Genomic DNA, 21,334 nt, shown 5'->3' on the forward strand with positions numbered 1-21,334 from the left:
ATTATAAGAACTCTTCTCCGCCACCACCGCCGAGCATGATTTCACCGGCATCACTGAGACGACGCGCAATCGATAGGATCTCTTTCTGCGCCACTTCCACTTCACTGATACGGATTGGCCCCATCGCTTCTAAATCATCTTTAAGCAGTTCGGCTGCACGCTTAGACATGTTGCCCAAAATCTTATCTTTAAGCTGATCATCAGCGCCTTTAAGCGCCTTCATTAATACATCTTGCTGTACTTCACGCAGCAAGACTTGAATACCGAGATCATCAACATCGGCTAAGTTCTCGAACACAAACATCAAGTCTTGGATCTGTTGCGCCATCTCTTCATCAGACTCACGCATGGTTTCCATCAATTGACTTTCTACGCCAGTATCTAAGTAGTTCATGATATTAGCAGCCGCTTTCAGGCCACCCATCTTGGCCGCTTGCGCGCCACCTTGACCAGCAAACTGTTTCTCCATGATATCATTCAATTCTTGCAAAGCTGCTGGCTGAACTTCTTCAAGGTTGGCTATACGCATCATTAAGTCTAAACGGGTATTTTCTGGCGCTTGAGCAAAAATCTCAGCTGCCTGATCTGGTTCTAGGTATGACAGTACGATAGTTTGAATTTGTGGATGCTCATTCTGGATTATCGTGGCAACCTGTCTCGCATCCATCCATTTCAATGACTCAAGGCCTTTGGCCCCGCCACCCATGATGATCTGCTCAATTAAGTTGCCTGCTTTATCCTCACCAAGTGCAGCAGTCAGTGCTTTTCTAACAAACTCTTCACTGTTGAAACCAATGGATGAATACTTTTGTACTTCGTCAAGAAACAGCTTGTGAACGCCAATCACTTTCTCTTGACCAAAGTCTTGCATCGCCGCCATCGCCATGCCCACTTTTTGCACCTGCTTAGGCTCTAAGTGTTTCAAAATTGACGCGGCATCAGCTTCGCTCAAGCTCAGCAGTAAAATTGCGGTCTTTTCAATACCGGTTAAATCGTCGGTATTAAATCCTGCTGCAACTGTTAGTTCACCCGTTTCTTCACTCATTGTCTTGTAACCAACCTTTCACGACTTGCGTCGATAGTTCAGGCTCATTCGCCACTAGTGCTCGTATTGCTTTAATCATATCATCATCTTTATGAAGATCTGGTATTAAAATTGACCCGTCATCTGCGTAGCTGTACTCCGCTTCTGGACGGTTCAACATACCCAGTGTATCGGCTGCATATTGATCTTCAATTTCTGCTAACTCGTCGCCTAAGCTAGGTTCATCAGGCATTTTCTCTGAGTCAGGATAAATAAGGCGCTTAAGCATAGGTCTAACGACAAAGATAATCAGCGCCAGAATCACCAAGCCCCCCATCAATAGACGCGCAGCTCGCCAGAACCATGGCTGCTCCCACATTTCAGGTGCCGGGACTTCTTCAATAAGCTGGTCCATAAACGGTACCGTAACTACTTCAATCATGTCACCGCGTTGGCCGTTAAACCCAACCGCGCCTTCTAGCAGTCGACGGATATTTGCCAACTCTTGCTCTGTGCGCGGAACACGATTTACTTGTCCTTCTTCACCCGCAGCGCCGGTTTTAAAGTCCACCGCGACCGAAACACTCACTCGACGCACCACGCCAACTTGCTGACGGGTATGGCTAATGGTGGTATCAAGCTCATAATTTCGTGTTGCTTCTCGATGGCTACTACCTGTACTTTCAGCCGCTTGGTCTTGATTAAGCGCGTCCTGTGGAATATTTGACTCCATAGGTGGCTGATTAGTCAGCGCGCCAGGAATTCCGCCAATGGTGCCGCCGTTGGCATTATTCTCAACGGTCATCTCACTGCGAATCGCTGGCAGATCGGGGTTATAACGCTTGGCTGTTTGCTCTACCGCTGTGAAGTCCATGTTGACATCAACTTGCGAGGTAAAATTCTCGGGGCCTAAAATGGGCATCAGAATAGATTCAACTTTGTTGCGGTATTCCGCTTCTTTTTGCTGAACAATTTCTAGCTCACGACGTGCTCTTGCTGATACGGCAGTTTGACTGCCAGAATTTAATAGGCGGCCGTTTGCGTCGGTGACCGTCACGCGCGCTGGCTCTAGCCCTTGCACTGCTGACGCCACGATATCAACAATTGAATCAACTTCTTCTTGCCCAAGCCCTGCGCGGCGCGTGCTCACAACCACAGTTGCACTTGGCTTAGAGCGATTTCTAGCAAAAACATTTTCTTTTGGAATGGCCAAGATCACTTTGGCACGGGTAATACTGCGTAACTCTTCAATCGTTCGAGCTAGGTTTTGTTCTTGGCTATGCTTAAGACGAGCTTGCTCCATGCGCTGCGATACACCAAAACCACTATTCTGATTTAAATAGTCATTAGCCGCTTCATTGTTATCAAGTCCTGCTCGGCTGAGCATCATTTTGACATCTTGATAGCGATCTTCAGCAACCTTAATCACATCTACATCGATTTGGTACTTAACCTTGTTCTTGTCCAGTACATCGAGTACTTGAACCATCTCTTGGGTATCCATTTTCCCGAGCGGACGATATTCAGGCTCCTGAGCCCAGAGCATGACAAATACTGCAAGCGCCAAACAGATAGCAAGCGCTAGAATCATTGTGATCTGACGGAGCATATCTACGCCACCAAAGCCGCCAATGCCGCCTGGTTTATGCTCTTCTTGAACGCCACCAGCCAAGGTCGTGTCTGCTGTGCCAGCGTTGTTGCCTACCACCATATCCGTACTCACGATAGATACCTGCTCTTTCTAATTAATTTATTGCAATGCTTTGAAAATCAATGAGTGCCGCCTTATACAGGCATACTCATTATCTCTTTATAGGCTTCAACAAGTTTATTTCTGACTTGTACTGTTGCTTCAAAAGCAACACTCGACTTTTCTCTGGCAATCACAGTATCAGACAAGGTCACGGTACTGTCGCCCATATCTAACCGAGTCGCCAAAGAAGCGGCGTTGGATTGTAACTCGCCGACAGTGCCCACGGCTTGAGATAGCAGCTGCCCAAAGTCACTGCCACTGGTGTTGTTTACCTGCTGAGTGATGCCTGTCGACATACCTGAAGGTTTAATTTCACCACTTAAAGACTGCATTTCTTGGAATAATGAATTGGCACCGATCTGCATACTAAGCTCCCATCGTCGTGTTTTTGACGAAACTTGATTGTTAGTAATCAATAAAGCAATTAGCTTGCCAACTTTAGAATGAATGAATCAATTGTAGGATTAATGAGGTTTAACTGTTCACTAAAACAGCGAAAGTAGATTTAAGCGCTAATGACACACAAAAACATCATGATACCTAACCTCGTCAGTTTACGACTCGGTATTGGGCATCATGATGTCGATAGCAATTTTAAGCCGGGATTTGAATGCCCATGTCGCGCATTTTAGCCATTTTGTAGCGCAGCGTTCTGGCACTAATGCCCAGTTTTTCCGCCACCGCTTTACGACTACCATTACACTGAGTCAATGTCTCAAGGATAATGACGTGCTCTTTGGCTTTTAGCTCATCGCCCAATCCTTCAGCCTCGGGCACTGGGTGCGGCGCATCAAAGTGAATATCAAGCTCACTATCTTGGCTATCTAGCACAATATCGGCCAAAGTGATCGCTTCACCACTATGTAAAATCAATGCCCGTTGAATCACATTATCTAATTCACGCACATTACCCGGCCAGCGATGGGTCAACAAGCGGCGACTCGCTGCGTCATCAAGTTGCGGCACTGTGGTGACTCCACTTCGCTCCGCATGGCGCTGTAACAGATGTCGCGCTAACGGTAAAATATCCGCAGGTCGCTGATTCAGCGCAGGCCAAGTGAGTGGAAACACATTTATTCGATAAAACAGATCTTCTCGAAACTCACCGTTAGCAGCAGCCGCTTTAAGATCCCTATTGGAGGTCGCGAGTACTCGAACATCCAATTTAATGGTCTTTCTGCCACCAAGACGCTCAACTTCACGCTCTTGGAGAACTCGTAAAAGCTTAGCTTGTAAGCCCAAATCCATCTCTGATATCTCATCGAGCAACAAGGTGCCGCCTTGTGCTTGTTCAAATTTACCAGGGCAAGCTTGCACAGCGCCTGTAAATGCGCCTTTTTCATAGCCAAAAAGGGTCGCTTCAAGCATATTTTCAGGTATTGCTGCACAGTTTATCGCCACAAAAGGCGCTTGATGGCGAGGGCTATTTTGATGAATAAAGCGTGCTAAGACCTCTTTACCTGACCCACTGGGCCCCATAATCATCACTGATGCATCTGATGCAGCAACCTTGCGCGCTAAGGCAAGCAAGTTAAGGCTTTTTTCATCAGCGACAACCGGGCTATCAACCACCAGTGCAGGTTTAATATAACGGGAGACTTGGTTAAGTAATACCTCTGGCGCAAACGGTTTGGCGAGGTAGTCAACCGCCCCCTGTTTGATAGCATTCACCGCATTATCAATCGTGGCATAAGCCGTCATCAACAACATCGGCAGTTGGCTATGATGCTGCTGTAAGTACTGCAGCAAGCCTATGCCGCCAATGCCCTCCATTTGAACGTCACTGACCACTAAATCATAACACTGCGCTTTGAGGGCGACGATGGCTTCTTCTGCAGAGCCAACGTCATCACACTGATATTGTGCTAACAACAAAGTGTCAACCAGTGCTTCTCTTAAGGCGCAGTCGTCTTCGACCAACAGAATCCTACCTTCAGACATGAGCTCCCTCCTCAGTACCTATGTTGCTCAGCAAGGGTAAAATTATACTGGCTTTACAGCCCTTACCTTTAACGCAGTGAAAATCAAACTTGCCGTCGTGATTCGATACCACCGACTGCACTACCGCAAGGCCTAAACCTGTACCTTGTGATTTGGTCGTATAAAAAGGCTCTAACACTTGCTTTTGCATGGCAGAATCTAAGCCCTTGCCGTTATCTATGACATGTAAACTGACATGTTGCTTCTCAAGGGTAACTTGCAAAGCAATGCGATTGGCGCCGGCTTCAATGCTATTAATCACGAGATTATTTACCGCTGAGCTAAGAGTAGAAACATTGGCGCTCACCAAATGCTCACCATCACCCAGCAAGGTCAACTGACAAGATTTTTTTTCCGCAATAGGTTCACAATTAGCCACGACACTGGCAACGACATCACTCATTAGCACAGGGACCATCTGCTCTTGTTGGCGCCCTTTGGCCATCATCAACATGTCGTTGACCTGCTGCTCTAATTCGTTGAGTCGGTCAACCAATTTGCCTTGAAAGCGCTCACGTCCGCGCTGATCAAGTTTATTGCTGCCAAGGTTGGATGCGTATAACAAAGCAGCAGACAATGGCGTCCTGACTTGATGCGCTAAGGTCGCCACCATTTTTCCAAGCGCTGATAAACGCTGCATGTGTGACACATTCTTCTGCAATAAGCGGGTTTCAGTCAGGTCGGTCAGGACAATCAATTGCCCCGGCTCGGGCGTTAGAGGCGTAATCGCTAATTTCACTCGGCGGCCATTTTTTAATGACACCTCATGACCATCATCATCTTGCGGCGAAAACGCTCGGTTGATGACTTGTATCCAGCGTAACCCTTCAAGTGGTTGGCCAAGCAGTTGCACCGCCACAGGATTGGCCTGTGTTACGACACCGTCACCATTAATGATCACCACACCTGATGGCATGGCTTGTAAAATATGATCCATTCGACTGGATGCATTGGCATTGTCACTGTTTGCAACAGCACGCACCACCGATTGCTCAGGGGAGGACTGCTCTGATACATATTGTGTCGCCAACATAAAAACTCCGTCAAAATATTGCTGCTAACGGGGTTAATGCATATATCAGGCCAATGCTATAAAACTAATTCAAGGAGATAAGTCAAAAAGGGCTTTTTAAACAAATTAGCCCCTAGAAATGACAAAGCCTCCAGTTGTAAAAACAACAAGAGGCTTTATTGAGGTGTGTTACAGCTAATCTTTACTCATGCCATACTTACGCATTTTCTCAACTAATGTTGTACGGCGAATACCGAGCATTTCTGCAGCTCTGGCGACAACATTGTCTTGCTGATCTAACGCCTGACGAATCATATCGATTTCAAGCTCTGCCAATAGATCTTTTAGATTAACCCCTTCCGGAGGAAGTTCACTCGGGAAACGTGTTTCTGGAATATCTACCGGCTCTTCATCGTTGAAGATTGACGCCAGCGCTTCGCGCTCGAGCTCTTCTTCACTGACCTGCACTTCATATTCAGGTACATCAATGTGTCGATACTTCATCGGTAAATCATTAACGTCGACGAGACCACCTGGATATAAAATGGTTAAACGCTCAACCAAATTAGACAGTTCTCGAACGTTGCCTGACCACTCATGTTCTTTTAGTGATTCAATAGCACGCTGGGTAAATCGTACCTTACCGCGGCCTTCGTTATAAACTCGGCTAACTAACTCTTGCAACAGCAGTGGGATGTCATCTTTACGCTCACAAAGCGCGGGCATTTCAATTGGGAAGACATTAAGGCGATAATATAAATCTTCCCTAAAATCTCCTTTTTCAATCATCTCTTCTAAATCGCGATGAGTTGCCGCTACTACGCGTACATCGGCACTAATAGAACGATTGCCCCCGACGCGCTCAAAGGTTCTTTCTTGCAAAACACGTAATAGCTTAACCTGCATTTGCAGCGGCATATCACCTATTTCATCTAAAAAGAGTGTCCCTTTTTCAGCCAATTCAAAACGACCTTTACGAGCACTAATTGCACCGGTAAAGGAGCCTTTCTCATGACCAAACAGCTCACTTTCAAGTAACTCTGGTGGAATAGCACCGCAGTTAACAGGAATAAAGGGGCCTTCTCGGCGCTCTGAGAGATAATGCATGTTGCGCGCAACCACTTCTTTACCTGTTCCAGACTGACCTAGAATCAAAACTGTGGCATCAGATGCCGATACTTGGCTGATAAGGTGGCGAACATTGGCAATCCCCTCACTGCGACCAACTAGACTGCGAAACAGCTTTGTTTGATTACCGCTAGTCGGGATATCGGGTCGTTTAGCTTGACCAAACACCTGACAAAAATGCAGCAGTTCAGTCAATTGAGGATAATTGAGAGGCTCTTCAATAAAGCCCAGAATATTAGATGCACCAATATCTTCAGCCGGTCCCATAACCAGTACAGGTTGCCACGGGATAGACGCAGCAATGGATTGGATCAGAGTTTTAGTTTGGGCATCAGAGGTAATCACCAAGGCGCGGTAACGAGCATCTTGTAATCGCGCTTCAAGTTTATCGACGGCAATTAAGTCTACTTGTTCACCAAGAAACTCAAATACACATGATAAGCGATTTATTCGCTCTGATTGACTACCTACAATGAGAATTCGTTGATCTATTTGCATCATTTAAGAAGGCCGTAAAGCGCTCAGTATTATTCGCATTAATTATTAGTGTTCGTTGCCTAAAAGCTGAAAGTAGTCTTACTTAAACATTCCGATAAACGACTACCATGAGGAATAGTGTATTATCGGCAAGCTATTAGCAAGCCTCAGTTGCATTTTATGCCGAACTCTCATGATTTTAGCTCAAAATCTCAACGTATGCAGCAGCAGATGCCAAATGTTTGACACCTGCCAAGACTCCAAAGGTGATTGCTGCGGGGCTAAATAGCCTCAGACTGAGACGCCATGTGGTGTTGGTCGCTAGGAATCGCATCCCAACCTTCTTTGATATTACGGAGAATCTCACTGACATCATCAATAGCTTGTACATCATTATTCATATTCGCTTCAGAGATTCTACGAAGCATAAAGTCATACAAATCGCTTAAGTTGTTGGCGATTTCTCCACCTTCATCCATGTTCAAGCTGTTATTTAAACCGGTAATGATGCCAATGGCTTTACCAATATAAATACCTTTGTTGGTCACATCATTTTGTTCGATAGCATAGCGACCTTGAGCTAGACGCTGCAGTGCGCCTTCAAACATCATTTGGATAATACGATGGGGTGAAGCTACAGATATTTCGCTCTCCACCGATACCTTTCGATATGACTGTAATGACCTTCTCATACACACCTACCTATTAGAATCTATAGACTTATAAACATTAAGTTGACGTTTACTTTTACGGCCGATGTGAAGCAATTCCTGCCGATGTTGAAGTACAGCTTTTGCCTGCACTTCAAAACCCCGAGTCAATTTCAGTTGCAGCTCTAATTGCTCTCGGTCTTCATCTTTTGGGGCTAACAACAAGCCATCGAGTAAAAGTTGACGCTTTGCAATCAACTCTTGCAAATCTGATACCAACTTATCAGTTGCTTCATCTTCTGCAGGTAGGGCTTCTAACTTAACCAAGGTATCTGATACTGCATTATTAACTTGTTCTATGGTTTGCAACGATACAACTCCTGTCTCACAACCTAGGCTTATGAGTTACTAATAACGCCTGGTAATGAATTTAAGCCGTTTACTATACCGGAAGCTTGCTGATTTAATTGTCCAACTACCAAGTCCATCGCATTGAACTGTTTAAACAGCCTAGCTTCAAGCATTTCCATTTTCAATGCAAACGCCTCACGATCGCTATCAAGTCGTTTTTTGTCACTGGTATACGCGTTATTGCGAGAATCAATTAAACCACCGGTTTTGACATAGCCCTCACTGAGCTCGTCCAATCGATTGGCCAAGCCAGTCGTTTCAGTAGCAAACAGTCCTTCAATGCTTGCCATGTCATTCTTAATCACTTCATCAAGCTTTGCTGAATCAACGCTCAACTTCCCGTATCGATCAGCCTCAATACCAATATCATAAAGCGCAACACTAGTACCGTCGACATCGACACGAGTACTGATCATATTGCGCATCTGCGATTCTAAAGAGCGAATCATAGAATCGCCTTGCAGAGCTGCAGCCTCTTCTTTTTCAGCATCATAAGAAGAGAGCTTATCAATAGAGCTCATCAAGCTGTTGTAAGCATCAACAAACCCCTGAACATTCTCTTTTACCGCTTCATCATCTTGTTCAATTTTCAGCGTAGTGGTTTTATTGACATCGGCGTCCGTCAGGTTCAAGGTAACACCAGCAATCGCGCCGGTAATTTCATTGGTTTGTGAATTAAGCTGTTGGCCGTCAACATGGATAATTGACTCTTGCGCGGCCTGAACTTCTGTTAAGTTGGTACCGCCAAACATATCGTTAAGGCCGGTTCCAGCAGTATCTGTGGCGCCAACGGTAATCTGATTGTCTGGGCCTTCGGTATCTGAGCTTAGTACTAAGCGGCTTCCCGAGTTGGTTGTAACAATTGTCGCTGTAACACCCACATTTTCAGAAGAATCATTAATATTTTTAGCAATATCTTCAAGGGAATCGGTCGCACCAACATCAACAGTAAATGACTCACCATTGACGGTAAAATCTAGGCTACCTTCTCCTACCGCAGCGGTCTTATCTGCGGTAAATGCGCCGGCAACTTTATGTGCTGTTGCCAATTGTTCAACTTGGATATTGTACGATCCTGTAGTCGCCGTTTTATCCGCAGTAGCGCTTAAATAGAGGCTATCGCCAGTTGATACCGTTCTTTGATTAAGGCTGCCACCATCTTTGAGCTTCTCCAAAGCATCTTGGAATGACGATAGAACACTTTTCAGTGTCCCAATAGCAGACACTTTGGCATCAATAGTCGCTTCTTTTTGATCAAAAATAGCTTCTTTAGGGACTTTTTCAGCATCGACCAGCACACCGACAATGGTGTTAATGTCGAGCCCTGAACCTATACCCGTTGCTGTTAATGCCATAAAAACCTCTACTTAAACTATTTTAATACCGACAACCGTGTTTACGCCTCGGTTTTCATTAACAGACCCGTCACTTCCGTTAGTTTTTGCGCTAATTTAAGCGCTTCTTCGTTAGGAATTTGACGAATCACATCACCTGACTCAATGTCCATGACACTAACAATATTTGTGCCAGAATTTTCATCAACCTTAAATGCTAACCCTTTGCGCATCACAGCCATCATGGTTGACATATCATCAACTAATTTCTGCATCTGTTCGCTAGTAGGTTCTTCCTCTGTTTTGGCTGTTTTTTCGCTTTCTTCAACCGCTTGAATCACAGATGTTCTATCCAGCTCAGCATCCTTTGCTGCTGTAGGTTTTATAGGTGTGGTTCCTATATCTATCTTAGCAGTTGCGGCATTGGATTGAGTTACCAAATTCATATCCGTCACCATACTACACCCCCACGTTAATCATTATCCTTAAAATACAACAAAGGGAGACTCGTCGCCGAACCTCCCTTGTTTGGTCAAATTAGCTTATCAATACCCTATATTATAGTAAAGATAGCGCCACTTGAGGGAGCTGGTTAGCTTGAGCCAACATCGCTGAACCCGTTTGTTGCAATACTTGGTTCTTGGTCATTGTAGAAGTTTCTTTGGCGAAATCCACATCCACAATACGACTCTTAGCATCGGCAACGTTTGCTTGCGTATTAGCACTGTTACTAATGTTGTGCGATAGACGGTTTTGTACTGCACCTAATTTTGCACGACTTGTATCAATAGTGGAAATCGCAGCATCAATTTTAGCAAGTGCTGTAGAGCGACCAGCTGACGTCAATACGGTAAGTGAACCAACAGACAATGAAGCAGCATCAGATTTACCAACAGACACCTTAATGTCTTCACCATTTTGGTGACCTACTTGGAAAGACTTACCCGCAGAGAAATCACCATTAAGCAATTTAGTATCACCAAATGCAGTGTTAGTACCAATCGCTGTGATTTCTAGCGCTAACTGATCCATTTCATCTTTAAGTGCTTGTAAATCTGCAGTACTGTTCGCGCCGTTTTCTGACTGAATGGTCAAGTCACGCATACGTTGCAGCATGTTGGTTTGCTCTTGCATCGCACCTTCAGAGATTTGCGCAATTGAAATCGCATCGTTGGCGTTACGCATACCCACTTCAAGACCACGAACCTGTGAGTTCAAGCGGTTAGAAATTGCAAGACCTGCCGCATCGTCTTTCGCACTGTTAATACGTAAACCACTTGATAGACGCTCCATAGAAGTCGCAAGATTACTACTAGATGCGTTCAAGTTCTTCTGTGCTTTTAGAGAAGTAACGTTAGTGTTTACTGTAATAGCCATAATCTGTTCCTCTTAATACCTGACTTAAAACTAATGCCTGTCTGCTTAAGCCAGGCTGAGCTAATTGGTTACAGTAAATTTAACGGCAGAGGATTTCATATCTTTAGCTTTTTTTTAAAAAAAATATCAAATTCAATTAACCAACTGAATTTGATATTATTTTTAAATAGGGTTTGTGCACAACATGAGCGTTGCGCACAAACTTTAGGCAATATTTTCTTAGCCAAGTAACGATAATGCAACTTGTGGCAACTGATTCGCCTGTGCCAACATCGCTGAACCTGTCTGTTGTAGTACCTGGTTTTTGGTCATTGTTGATGTCTCTTTGGCAAAATCCACATCTACAATTCGGCTTTTCGCGTCGGCAACGTTAGCTTGAGTGTTGGCACTGTTACTAATGTTATGTGCTAAACGGTTCTGCACCGCACCTAACTTAGCACGTTGGGTGTCAATGACCTTGATGGCGTCATCAATCTTACCAATTGCCGAGTTACGGCCAGCACTGGTGAGTACCGTCAGCGCGCCTACCGATAAAACTTGCGCATTAAGTGTACCGACCGAAATAGTGACATCCTCACCATCTTGGTGGCCTACTTGGAATAGTTTACCCGCAGAGAAATCACCTGTTAGCAATTTGGTATCACCAAATGCAGTACTGTTACCAATTGCGGTGATCTCAAGTGCTAGCTGATCCATCTCATCTTTCAATGCTTGTAAATCAGCAGTACTGTTGGCACCGTTTTCAGATTGAATCGCCAAGTCACGCATACGCTGTAGCATGTTGGTTTGCTCTTGCATCGCACCTTCAGAAATCTGTGCAATTGAAATCGCATCGTTAGCGTTACGCATACCCACTTCTAAACCACGAACCTGTGAGTTCAGGCGGTTAGAAATCGCCAAACCTGCCGCATCATCTTTAGCACTATTAATACGTAGACCACTTGATAAACGTTCCATTGACGTTGCCAAGTTTTGCGTTGACATATTTAAGTTCTTTTGCGCCTTCATTGACGTGACATTGGTATTTACATTAATAGCCATTGTGTTTTCCTCTTCTTGGTTGCACTGCCAAGACTTCGAGCTTGGCTAAATTAAACAGTTAAATTGTTAACCGATAAGCATCAGTTAGATATAATCAAACAGGGTCGTTGAACCCACTTTTGTAAACACACTTGATACCGCATTAAGTGCCAGTTGTTGCTTCTCTAGCTCCGTGATTGCGGAGGCGTAATCAAGGTCTTCTAACATTGATAACGCAGAGCTATTGACCAGCTTCTCTTCAACGTGTGTCGAACTGTGGCTTTCAAGACTCTTTAAACTATTTCCTGATACGCCACGGGCAATACTGATCTGATTTATGCCGCTATCAACATCATTCAATATCTGTGCCAGTTCCGCTTTACCTTGAGCCGTGTTTATCTTATTAGGATCTTCTAGTAAGGTTATTGCTTCATTGATGGAGTCAAAAATGCTGACCGAATCTTGCGGGCTGATGCTGAAACTATCGCCAGCAGCGGGCGTACCATCGAGTTTGACTTCAATACCGTTAAAGCTAACCGGATTAGTGGGATCAAACGCAGGTACTGTTGTCACTAAGGCATTACTGGAATCTCTGACCTCTAAGCTCGTGCCCACCATGTTAAAAGTGTAATCATCTTCTACATAAGTCAGAGGATCGACGATCTCAGCGCTTTCTACATTGAAATCACCCACTTGAGATGCCAAATAGTTGACACGAAAATCACCCAATCCTCCTGGTGCGTTCATAAAAGCCTGATCGCCAGGAACATTGTTGCCAACGACCACTCCAGAGGCGATAATCGCATCACGTACACCACTATCACCGGCATACACCATCTGACCTGCCGCATCGAACTCAAAGGGTTGCTTACCAGTTTCATAACCGGCAAACATATAGTTACCTGATTCGTCTTTGGTATTAGCGATGGCAAGTAACTCTTCAAGGGTTCCCTTGAGTTCATCGGCAACCATTTGCCGCTCGGAATCAGAAAGACCACCATTTACTGCCCGTAATACTTGTTCGCGCACTGAAGTTGCCAGTGTTTCCGCACTACCAAGCTTGCTTTCAGTCAAACTAAGCCGACCGGTCGCGTAGTCAATGTTCTTCATATACTGATCAACTAGCGCATTTTGCTGATTAAGGTTGTCGATACCAATTGCCGCGACAGGATCGTCGCCGGCGGTATTCACTCGCTTACCACTAGAGATCTGTTCGATGATCTTGCTTGTTGAGGTTTGTCTATCCAAAATACCGTTAATATTTTGTGTAAACATCTGCGCTGTTGAAATTCTCATACCACTAACTCCTAACGCACCGAACTAAATAAAGTATTGAAGATTTCATTGGCCGTAGTCATGATCCTTGCAGACGCTTGATAGGCTTGTTGAAAACGCATTAGATTGGCTGCTTCTTCATCAAGGTTGACCCCCGACTCACTCTGTACACGGTTGTACGCTTGGGTGTACACCGCTTCAGCGGAGCCCAGTGCAACCTGGGCAGCTTTGGCTTTGCCGCCAATGGATAATTTGGTCTGCTCATATACATCACTGAGCGTCGATGTGCCGTTATTCATTATTTTAGAATCACTTAGGCCAGCCATGGCAACAGCATTGCTGTTGTCACCAGGTGCAAAAGACAAATCAAAAGTAAATCGATCGGTAGCACCTGCGGTTGACTCAACTTCAAAGGTAAAACCATAAGCACTGATATTCGGCGGCGTATAAGCAGCTGGCGCACCCAATGATGTCCCGTTTGCATCGAATACTTCAAAGGTATTGGTGGTGGTATTTATCTCAAAGGTCAGCTCAGAACCTGTCACTGGAAAGTTGGCAGCGTTACGATCATCAATGCTAACCATTTTGACATCTGTATTGCCGGAGTTAGCTGCATCAGCGCTAATTGTTGGGCCTGCCGCCGCCAGCTTTTTAGCATCGGTCATCTCAACCGCAATACCTGATGCTGCACCAGAGGTAGGACGGATTTCAAATCGATCGCCAGAGGCCAAGGCACCCGAGTCAATATGCAAAGTGAAACCATCGCCACCTTGAAGTTCGCTACCCACTAACGTCAGTGGCGTAACCGCACCAGAAACATTGTCCTTTAACTCATAGGTCGATGGCGCAGTAAACGACAGCTCATAACTTGAACCTGTTAACGCTCCAACGTCATCTATATTAACTCTCAACGCCGCGTTGCCGGTGTTATTGCCATAAGCGCCCACGCGGCCGTTAGCCATTGAGGGGTCATTAATGTCAACAAAGATATTTTCTCCCACTTCACCATAGAGATCAAAGCCATCTTGCTGTGCTTGGTTAAATGCATCAGCGACGCCCAGTGCAAGCTGATTCACCTCAAGCTGGGCGGGTATCAAGGTCTCATCTCTAAATTGGAATAAAGCCCCTAAACTGCCCCCCATTTTAGATGGGTCAACAACGAGGTTTTGAGCGCCTGACGAAGTTTGAATCCGCAGCTCACCGGGATAAGGGTCACCCGTTGTGGTGCTCATTTGCATTGAAACCTGGCCAGATACCAACATCACCGAGCCACCTAGCATGATGCTTTTAGCGCCAGACTCCAGCGGAATCACATTCACCTGACCATATTCACTCAACTCTTTAATTAGCGCATCTTGTTGATCAAGTAACCCCATATCTTGACCCTGCGACTTCATCAACTCTTGGTTGATATGGCCAAGCTCGGTGCTAATTTCGTTAATTCGGTCTGTAATTGCCGCTATCTGGTCATTAGTTTGAGACATTTGACCATCAAGGTGTGACTGCATCTGATTTAGCGCCGATGCTATTTGATCGGCATTGCCTAATACGCTACCACGGATACCTAAATCATCAGGTAGATCCGCTAAGCTATTAAGCCCAGCAAATAGATCGCTTAACCCTTGTGGGATAGACTTACCTATTTGCGAGAATAGCTGGTCCATCTCGCTCATCTTAATATCGGTAGCTTGCGCTTGACTCATGGCCGTCTGACCAATACGTAACTCACGAGACGCATACTCGTTATATATACGTTTTACATCTGAGATGTAGGTACCAGCGCCAAAGTAACTGTTACCCATTCTTTGGGTATCAAGGCTTGACTGATGCGCTACCTGACGGTGATAACCTTCGGTATTGGCATTGGTAATGTTATTACTGGTGACGGCCAGCTGCGATTGCGATGCCAATACGCCAGTTCTAGCAATATTTAGTAGATCCATCGACATCAGCTAACCCTCGTTAAATGTTCAAGTTGGTCACAACGACATCTGATTAACATTACTGACCTCCTCCTAAGCTAACTGACACATCCTTACCTATGGACTGCATCACTCGCATCACTTTTTCGGCATATTTAGGGTCTGTTGCATACCCTGCATCTTGTAACCCTTGAATGAAATCTGACGGGTTCGCGGCTTTTTCTAGTGCTTTTTGATAACGCGGCCCATCAGAAATAAACGAAACAAAATCATCGAAACTCTGCTTGATATCATCGTAAACGCGAAAATCAGCCCGTTGCTGCACTGCAATGCCTTGTTCAAATTCGAGCGTATTCACTGCCGCTTTATCACCTTGCCAACGTTTATCCGCTTTAATGTTGAATAAGTTGTTACTTGGCTGGCCATCTTTGGCCTGAATCACCTTTTGTCCCCAACCGGTTTCAAGTGCTGACTGGGCAATGAGTACTTCTGGTGTGGTTCCCAGCTTGGCTGCCGCTGTTTCTGCATGGGGATATAACTGGCGAATAAAATCTTGTTGGTCGTTAAAGTGTGTCCCGCTACGCGCCACTTCAGAAGGCAAACTCTTGCCGCTAACAATGTCATCCAGTGTTGGCATTGCCGACGATGACTGCTGCATTTGCTGACTGAGATGTGCAGGCTTGCTCTGACTAACAGGTGACGCCATATCACCGCGCAATACCGAAGCAGGGGTAACATCACTTGTACCTGGAGACAACTGTTGAACCATTAAATCCGCTAAGCCAAGCATGCCCTTATCTGACAGATTGACCGACATTTGTTGGTCATGCATTTGCTCATAAAACTTGGTGTACTGGCTATTCATCGGACTGTCAGATTCAAAGACCGCATTGGCATCACGCATGCTTTTCATCAACATCTGTACGAATATGCCTTCAAACTGCTGGGCAACTTCCTTTAGCGCTGCTTGATCGTCCTTCTGGGCTTTGGCGCGCAGTGAATCTAGGCCGCCAATGTCCAGAAAGTGCGATGAGTTTGATAGCTTATCCATTTCAATACCGACAAAATTTAGATGATGATAAGTTCACCATGCAAAGCGCCTGCCATTTTTAGCGCTTCAAGAATAGCAAGCACATCTGACGGTGCTGCTCCCACTAAATTTACTGCTCTGACTAACTCATCTAATGTTGTGCCAGGATTGAACAAGAACATGCGATTATCTTCTTCAGCCACATCAATCGTGGTATCACTGGTTACCACGGTATCACCACCAGCAAACGGATTAGGCTGCGAGACCTGGGTTGCTTCTGCAATGGTCACGGTTAAGCCACCATGGGTAACCGCCGCAGGCAGCAAACGTACGTCTTGACCGACGACAATGGTGCCGGTACGAGAGTTAACAATCACTTTGGCGGACTCAGCAGCAGGCTCAACCTGAATGTTTTCTAATGTCGCTAAAAACGAAACACGCTGAGATACATCACGAGGGGCACTGACTTGCACAGATGATGCATCTAGTGGTCTAGCCATGCCTGGGCCAAGTAACTCATTGATTGCGTCGGCCAACCTTTTCGCGGTTGAGAAATCAGCCCGGCGTAAATTAAAGGTCAAGTGGTCGCCCGTTGAAAACGGCGTAGCAACGGTTCGCTCAACAATTGCGCCATTAGGTACACGTCCAACCGTTGGGGTATTTTGAATCACCTTCGAGCCATCAAGACCTTCAGCGCTAAAGCCACTGACCACCAAACTGCCTTGGGCAATGGCATATACGTTGCCGTCTACCCCTTTTAGGAATGTTTGCAGCAGTGTGCCACCGCGTAAACTCTTAGCTTCACCCAAGCTCGATACCGTTACGTCAAGAGTTTGACCCGGCTTGATAAAAGGCGGCATATCAGCATGTACTGCCACTACCGCGATATTTTTGATTTTAGGGCGAAAGTTGTCAGGTAGGTTGATACCAAAGTTCTTCAACATCGTTTTAAAGGTTTGCTCGGTATAACGTGTTTTTTCCCCTGTACCGGGCAAACCCACTACCAAACCATAACCAATCAATTGGTTATTACGCACGCCCTGTACATTGGCAATATCTTTAATACGCTGCGCGTAGCTAAGATTTGCTACCAATAGTAAGACGACGGTAAAAAACAGTTTAATCTTCATGTGAACTCCTTAGAAAGGCCACCAGCTACCCATAAAGAATGAGCTAAGCCAGCCGACTTTCTGCACATCAGCAAATGTGCCGGTACCGCTGTATTGGATGCGCGCATTAGCTACGCGCGGAGAGTCAATCGTGTTGTCTGGACGAATATCTTGCGAGCGCACGACACCGGTTAGACGAACAAATTCGTCACCATTATTGATGCTGATCCATTTTTCGCCACGAATAACTAAGTTACCGTTATTGAGCACTTGCATCACGTTGGCTGAAATACTGCCAGACAAGCTATTACTTTGGTCGGCGTCGGACTCACGCTTGGTATTCATACTGTCTTTGTAACGCAAATCAATTGGCTGACCGCCAATCGTTATATTGCCACCGCCCGCATATATGGGGTCTAACGTCAGGTCAGTTCCCTTCTTGATTTCGTTGTTAGCGCTTTTACTCGCTTGCGTCTCTTCCATCAAAATTACAGTAATGATGTCACCAACTTTCAGTGCTTTAATGTCTGAATACAGGCTTGAAGCTTGGCTATCTTGATAAACTGAGCCAGTGGCTGCGATTTTAGTTGGCGGTGCTTCCGGGTAAACCGGCGCATAATACGGGTCATCTGGAATAGGCTTAGTATTCGATGAACTGCAACCTGCCAAAATTGCAGCAGCGGTTAGACATATCAGTAATTTATTCATCAATGCCTCCGTTTACAGATTCTGGTTAACATAAGAGAGCATCTGGTCAACGGCAGAGATAACCTTAGAGTTCATCTCGTAAATGCGTTGACTTTCAATTAGGTTCACCAGCTCTTCCGTTACATTGACGTTAGAAGTTTCTAGCGCACCTTGACGAATCGCGCCCATGCCATCCAGTGAAGCCGTGCCTTGAATTGGCGTACCGCTCGCACCGGTCTCTAAATATAAATTTTGTCCCATCGGATCTAAGCCACTTGGATTGATGAAATCCGTCATACTCAGCTCACCCACAACTTGGTTATCTGCAGTGCCAGGGGTTTTCACTGACACCTCGCCTTCCGCCGACACAGTGATGCTAATGGCATCATCGGGAATGGTAATGGGCGGCTGTACCACATACCCTGAACCTGGCGTGACTATTTGCCCGGTGTCATCAAGGGTAAACTGGCCATTACGGGTATAAGCGGCTGTGCCGTCGGGTAACTGCACTTCAAAAAAGCCTGGGCCTTCTACCATTAAATCCAGCGAGTTATCGGTGGTCAGCATGTTGCCTTGGGTAAACATCTTTTGAGTGGCGACCACCTTGGTGCCGGCGCCAATATTTAGGCCGTTCGGCAATTTGGTATTTGAGGCACTTATGCCGCCAGCTTGATTGACAGTTTGGTACAGTAAATCTTCAAATACAGCGCGGCTTTTCTTATAACCAACAGTGCTGGCATTAGCGACGTTGTTTGATATGACCGAAATATCGGTTTGCTGGGCATCAAGACCAGTCTTACTTATCCATAACGCGGGATGCATACTCTTTCTCCTAGCTAATGCGCATTAATGTTGAAGAAGCCTGATCGGTTTCTTCTGCGGTTTTCATCATCTTGACCTGCATCTCAAATTGACGTTGCATGTCAATCAGCGAGACCATCTCTTCAACAGCATTGACATTGCTGCCCTCGATAGCACCGCTCTCTACTGAAACAAAGGGGTTAGCGGGCGCGATTTCACCGGATATCTGTCTAAATAATCCGTCTTCACCACGCATTAAATTCTCGTTGCCTGGACTCACTAGCTTTATGCGGCCAACCTCTTCAATAACCTCAGCAGTTGAACCCAATGGTCTGACCGAGATTGTGCCATCTTGGGCAATCTCAACTTTTTCAATTGGCAGTGGCAACACTATGGGTCCAGCATCCCCCATGACAGGGTTACCACGGTTGTTTGACAACAGACCTGTAGAGTCAAAACTTAAGCTACCGGAGCGGGTATAGGCTTCTCCACCATCAGCACCTTGTACCGCTATCCAGCCCTCACCTGCTACTGCAATGTCAAGATCACGGCCAGTGGTTTTAATTGGACCACTTGCAAAATTGGCAGAAGGGTTCTCTGTCATCGCAAATACACGAGTTGGCAAGCCTTCACCGAAAGCCTGCATAGTGCGAGCCTGTTCAAGATCAGCTTTAAAGCCATCAGTATTTGCATTGGCAAGGTTGTTAGCTCGCACAGCGAGCGAATTCATATTCTGCTTAGCGCCACTCATGGCGACGTAGAGTAATTTATCCACTTGCAGCTCCGTCAATCTTTCAACTTAAACTTCTATTAACAAGTTAAAAGCAAACTTCGTGCCAATAAATGTTCATAATTTTGGCGCTGGCGAGTTTTTTAAAATCAAGCGGTTAAACCATTGAAGGGGTATCACAAAAAGGAAGGCAATAGCAGGAGGCAAGGTGTTGCCGCCATCGGCAACACCTTAATAAAATCTAGCGGATCTGCAACACGGTTTGTTGGAGGGTATTGTTAACTTCCAAAGTACGTGAGTTTGCTTGGAAGTTGCGCTGCGCTGAAATCAAATCAACTAACTCTGTCGTCAAATCAACATTGGATTGTTCAAGTGCCGATGAGCGAATACTACCAAATGTACCACTGTTAGCTTCACCCGCTAGTGCAGGGCCTGAATCCAAACTGGCTTTCCAAGAAGTATTACCGACTTGGGTTAGGCCTTGCTCATTAGAAAAACGCGCCAGCGCAACACGTGCTAGCGGCACGGTCGAGCCGTTACTGTAACTGGCATTAATTAGACCATCAGCGCCCACTTCCACATTGGTCAAACGTCCAACTGTGGTACCGTCCTGAGTCAATTCAGTGACTTCAAATGGTGATGCATACTGTGTTGGATTATTGAAGTTAACCGTCAATGTTTGCGTACCATCGGCACCAGGGCCTAATACGTTAGCACCATTAACACCTAGCTCTTCAGTGGTTATCACAGCAGGGTCACTACCGGTGTAGGCGCCTGTGTCGTTAAAGGTTAATACTGCACCTTTCCAACCACCCGCATTGGTCGCACTGCCAGTACCATCTGGGGTGCCATCACCATTGGTATCTGTTTGATAAGTACCCGCTGGACCGGCTAAATCAACTTGTTGGCCATCAACAGCATAAAATGCCACCCAGTTACTTTCACCGGTATAGGCCGCTTCTGGCGGACGCACAAAATAGGTCGTCATAATGTGCGGCTCGCCAAGTGAGTCATACATGGTGACCGAAGTAGAATTGTTATAGGTATCGGGATCGTTAGGATCAAAATTTGCTGGGTCTAATGTCGCTTCGCCGGCATTTAAGTTCATTTGCAAGCCAACATTTTCTGACATCTGTGGACTACCTGCAGTGTCAGGAATTTTGACGGGTTGCGTAGTCGTTAAACTCACTGATGTAGAGTTACCGTCGGCATCAACCGGGAAGGTTTGTAAAAAGTTACCCGCAGAGTCAACCAAATAGCTATCCGCGTCCACCTTAAAAGCACCAGCTCGTGTGTAACTATGATCTTGTGAGCCTAGTTCTGATGAGGTAACGAAAAAGCCACCACCATTGATGGCCATATCAAGTGCGTTATTAGTAAACTGCAAACTGCCTTGATGAAATTGCTGGGCAACTTGTGTAGTCGTTGCACCGCCACCCACAGCCGTTTTACTATTGGCAAAAATTGAGTTGGCATACACATCTGCAAACTCAGCACGTGACTCTTTAAAGCCAACAGTATTAACGTTGGAAATATTATTAGCCGTAGTATTTAGATCTTTTTGAGCCGCGGCGATCCCACTCAATGCAATGTTAAACGACATAGTTCACCCCT

The 21,334-nt window shown here is 45.6% G+C and carries 20 protein-coding genes; all 20 read right to left on the reverse strand.

Annotation, left to right across the window (positions count from 1 at the left end; genetic code table 11):
• Position 1: 1 nt before the first annotated feature.
• The 20 genes from fliG to flgE all read right to left on the reverse strand — a co-directional run bounded on the left by fliG (position 2) and on the right by flgE (position 21,323).
• Positions 2-1,045 (reverse strand): flagellar motor switch protein FliG, encoded by a 1,044-nt coding sequence (fliG, locus tag FLM48_RS14270; protein WP_028771705.1) that lies wholly within the window; start codon positions 1,043-1,045, stop codon positions 2-4.
• Positions 1,038-2,735 (reverse strand): flagellar basal-body MS-ring/collar protein FliF, encoded by a 1,698-nt coding sequence (fliF, locus tag FLM48_RS14275; protein WP_028771704.1) that lies wholly within the window; start codon positions 2,733-2,735, stop codon positions 1,038-1,040. The genes fliG and fliF overlap by 8 nt, the downstream gene beginning before the upstream one ends.
• Before the next feature lie 74 nt (positions 2,736-2,809).
• On the reverse strand, positions 2,810-3,142 hold the full coding sequence (fliE, locus tag FLM48_RS14280; RefSeq protein ID WP_028771703.1) for a flagellar hook-basal body complex protein FliE: 333 nt from the start codon (positions 3,140-3,142) through the stop codon (positions 2,810-2,812).
• A 229-nt stretch (positions 3,143-3,371) separates the two neighbouring features.
• A complete protein-coding gene (locus tag FLM48_RS14285) occupies positions 3,372-4,718 on the reverse strand; it encodes a sigma-54 dependent transcriptional regulator (protein ID WP_028771702.1) in 1,347 nt (448 codons plus the stop codon).
• Positions 4,711-5,790: a PAS domain-containing sensor histidine kinase gene (locus tag FLM48_RS14290; protein WP_179025095.1), complete on the reverse strand. Its 1,080-nt coding sequence runs from the start codon at positions 5,788-5,790 to the stop codon at positions 4,711-4,713. The genes FLM48_RS14285 and FLM48_RS14290 overlap by 8 nt, the downstream gene beginning before the upstream one ends.
• A 174-nt stretch (positions 5,791-5,964) precedes the next feature.
• Positions 5,965-7,398: a sigma-54 dependent transcriptional regulator gene (locus FLM48_RS14295; protein ID WP_179025096.1), complete on the reverse strand. Its 1,434-nt coding sequence runs from the start codon at positions 7,396-7,398 to the stop codon at positions 5,965-5,967.
• A 257-nt stretch (positions 7,399-7,655) separates the two neighbouring features.
• Complete coding sequence (fliS, locus tag FLM48_RS14300; protein ID WP_179025097.1) at positions 7,656-8,066, reverse strand: flagellar export chaperone FliS; 411 nt, start codon at positions 8,064-8,066, stop codon at positions 7,656-7,658.
• 6 nt (positions 8,067-8,072) lie between these two features.
• Positions 8,073-8,393, reverse strand: a complete 321-nt coding sequence (locus FLM48_RS14305) for a hypothetical protein (protein ID WP_179025098.1) — start codon at positions 8,391-8,393, stop codon at positions 8,073-8,075.
• A gap of 29 nt (positions 8,394-8,422) precedes the next feature.
• Entirely contained in the window at positions 8,423-9,790 is a 1,368-nt protein-coding gene (fliD, locus tag FLM48_RS14310) for a flagellar filament capping protein FliD (RefSeq protein WP_179025099.1), read from the reverse strand.
• Between the two features lie 41 nt (positions 9,791-9,831).
• On the reverse strand, positions 9,832-10,227 hold the full coding sequence (locus tag FLM48_RS14315) for a flagellar protein FlaG (RefSeq protein ID WP_179025100.1): 396 nt from the start codon (positions 10,225-10,227) through the stop codon (positions 9,832-9,834).
• A 100-nt stretch (positions 10,228-10,327) separates the two neighbouring features.
• The gene (locus FLM48_RS14320) at positions 10,328-11,146 is read right to left on the reverse strand and encodes a flagellin (protein ID WP_179025101.1); all 819 of its coding nucleotides are present in this window, start codon (positions 11,144-11,146) and stop codon (positions 10,328-10,330) included.
• A 219-nt stretch (positions 11,147-11,365) separates the two neighbouring features.
• Positions 11,366-12,187: a flagellin gene (locus tag FLM48_RS14325; RefSeq protein WP_028771695.1), complete on the reverse strand. Its 822-nt coding sequence runs from the start codon at positions 12,185-12,187 to the stop codon at positions 11,366-11,368.
• A gap of 84 nt (positions 12,188-12,271) precedes the next feature.
• Positions 12,272-13,462 (reverse strand): flagellar hook-associated protein FlgL, encoded by a 1,191-nt coding sequence (flgL, locus tag FLM48_RS14330; protein WP_179025102.1) that lies wholly within the window; start codon positions 13,460-13,462, stop codon positions 12,272-12,274.
• A gap of 11 nt (positions 13,463-13,473) precedes the next feature.
• Positions 13,474-15,390, reverse strand: coding sequence for a flagellar hook-associated protein FlgK (gene flgK, locus FLM48_RS14335; RefSeq protein WP_179025103.1), 1,917 nt, complete (start codon positions 15,388-15,390; stop codon positions 13,474-13,476).
• Between the two features lie 52 nt (positions 15,391-15,442).
• Positions 15,443-16,414, reverse strand: coding sequence for a flagellar assembly peptidoglycan hydrolase FlgJ (gene flgJ, locus FLM48_RS14340; protein WP_028771692.1), 972 nt, complete (start codon positions 16,412-16,414; stop codon positions 15,443-15,445).
• A gap of 17 nt (positions 16,415-16,431) precedes the next feature.
• Positions 16,432-17,523, reverse strand: coding sequence for a flagellar basal body P-ring protein FlgI (locus FLM48_RS14345; RefSeq protein ID WP_179025104.1), 1,092 nt, complete (start codon positions 17,521-17,523; stop codon positions 16,432-16,434).
• A 9-nt stretch (positions 17,524-17,532) separates the two neighbouring features.
• Complete coding sequence (gene flgH / locus FLM48_RS14350) at positions 17,533-18,210, reverse strand: flagellar basal body L-ring protein FlgH (protein ID WP_028771690.1); 678 nt, start codon at positions 18,208-18,210, stop codon at positions 17,533-17,535.
• A gap of 12 nt (positions 18,211-18,222) precedes the next feature.
• Positions 18,223-19,011 carry a flagellar basal-body rod protein FlgG gene (gene flgG, locus FLM48_RS14355; RefSeq protein ID WP_028771689.1) on the reverse strand — a complete coding sequence of 263 codons (789 nt, stop codon included), beginning with the start codon at positions 19,009-19,011 and terminating at the stop codon, positions 18,223-18,225.
• Between the two features lie 10 nt (positions 19,012-19,021).
• Entirely contained in the window at positions 19,022-19,765 is a 744-nt protein-coding gene (gene flgF / locus FLM48_RS14360; protein WP_028771688.1) for a flagellar basal-body rod protein FlgF, read from the reverse strand.
• Between the two features lie 196 nt (positions 19,766-19,961).
• On the reverse strand, positions 19,962-21,323 hold the full coding sequence (flgE, locus tag FLM48_RS14365) for a flagellar hook protein FlgE (protein ID WP_179025105.1): 1,362 nt from the start codon (positions 21,321-21,323) through the stop codon (positions 19,962-19,964).
• Positions 21,324-21,334: the final 11 nt, after the last annotated feature.

The sequence above is a fragment of the Shewanella sp. Scap07 genome, from assembly GCF_013394145.1.
GTDB lineage: Bacteria > Pseudomonadota > Gammaproteobacteria > Enterobacterales > Shewanellaceae > Shewanella > Shewanella waksmanii.

Bases quoted from the DNA above. Each gene is read 5' to 3' on its own strand.
- fliG (WP_028771705.1), bottom strand. From the start codon at position 1,045: ATGAGTGAAGAAACGGGTGAACTAACAGTTGCAGCAGGATTTAATACC.
- fliF (WP_028771704.1), bottom strand. From the start codon at position 2,735: ATGGTGGTAGGCAACAACGCTGGCACAGCAGACACGACCTTGGCTGGT.
- fliE (WP_028771703.1), bottom strand. From the start codon at position 3,142: ATGCAGATCGGTGCCAATTCATTATTCCAAGAAATGCAGTCTTTAAGT.
- FLM48_RS14285 (WP_028771702.1), bottom strand. From the start codon at position 4,718: ATGTCTGAAGGTAGGATTCTGTTGGTCGAAGACGACTGCGCCTTAAGA.
- FLM48_RS14290 (WP_179025095.1), bottom strand. From the start codon at position 5,790: ATGTTGGCGACACAATATGTATCAGAGCAGTCCTCCCCTGAGCAATCG.
- FLM48_RS14295 (WP_179025096.1), bottom strand. From the start codon at position 7,398: ATGATGCAAATAGATCAACGAATTCTCATTGTAGGTAGTCAATCAGAG.
- fliS (WP_179025097.1), bottom strand. From the start codon at position 8,066: ATGAGAAGGTCATTACAGTCATATCGAAAGGTATCGGTGGAGAGCGAA.
- fliD (WP_179025099.1), bottom strand. From the start codon at position 9,790: ATGGCATTAACAGCAACGGGTATAGGTTCAGGGCTCGACATTAACACC.
- FLM48_RS14315 (WP_179025100.1), bottom strand. From the start codon at position 10,227: ATGGTGACGGATATGAATTTGGTAACTCAATCCAATGCCGCAACTGCT.
- FLM48_RS14320 (WP_179025101.1), bottom strand. From the start codon at position 11,146: ATGGCTATTACAGTAAACACTAACGTTACTTCTCTAAAAGCACAGAAG.
- FLM48_RS14325 (WP_028771695.1), bottom strand. From the start codon at position 12,187: ATGGCTATTAATGTAAATACCAATGTCACGTCAATGAAGGCGCAAAAG.
- flgL (WP_179025102.1), bottom strand. From the start codon at position 13,462: ATGAGAATTTCAACAGCGCAGATGTTTACACAAAATATTAACGGTATT.
- flgK (WP_179025103.1), bottom strand. From the start codon at position 15,390: ATGTCGATGGATCTACTAAATATTGCTAGAACTGGCGTATTGGCATCG.
- flgJ (WP_028771692.1), bottom strand. From the start codon at position 16,414: ATGGATAAGCTATCAAACTCATCGCACTTTCTGGACATTGGCGGCCTA.
- FLM48_RS14345 (WP_179025104.1), bottom strand. From the start codon at position 17,523: ATGAAGATTAAACTGTTTTTTACCGTCGTCTTACTATTGGTAGCAAAT.
- flgH (WP_028771690.1), bottom strand. From the start codon at position 18,210: ATGAATAAATTACTGATATGTCTAACCGCTGCTGCAATTTTGGCAGGT.
- flgG (WP_028771689.1), bottom strand. From the start codon at position 19,011: ATGCATCCCGCGTTATGGATAAGTAAGACTGGTCTTGATGCCCAGCAA.
- flgE (WP_179025105.1), bottom strand. From the start codon at position 21,323: ATGTCGTTTAACATTGCATTGAGTGGGATCGCCGCGGCTCAAAAAGAT.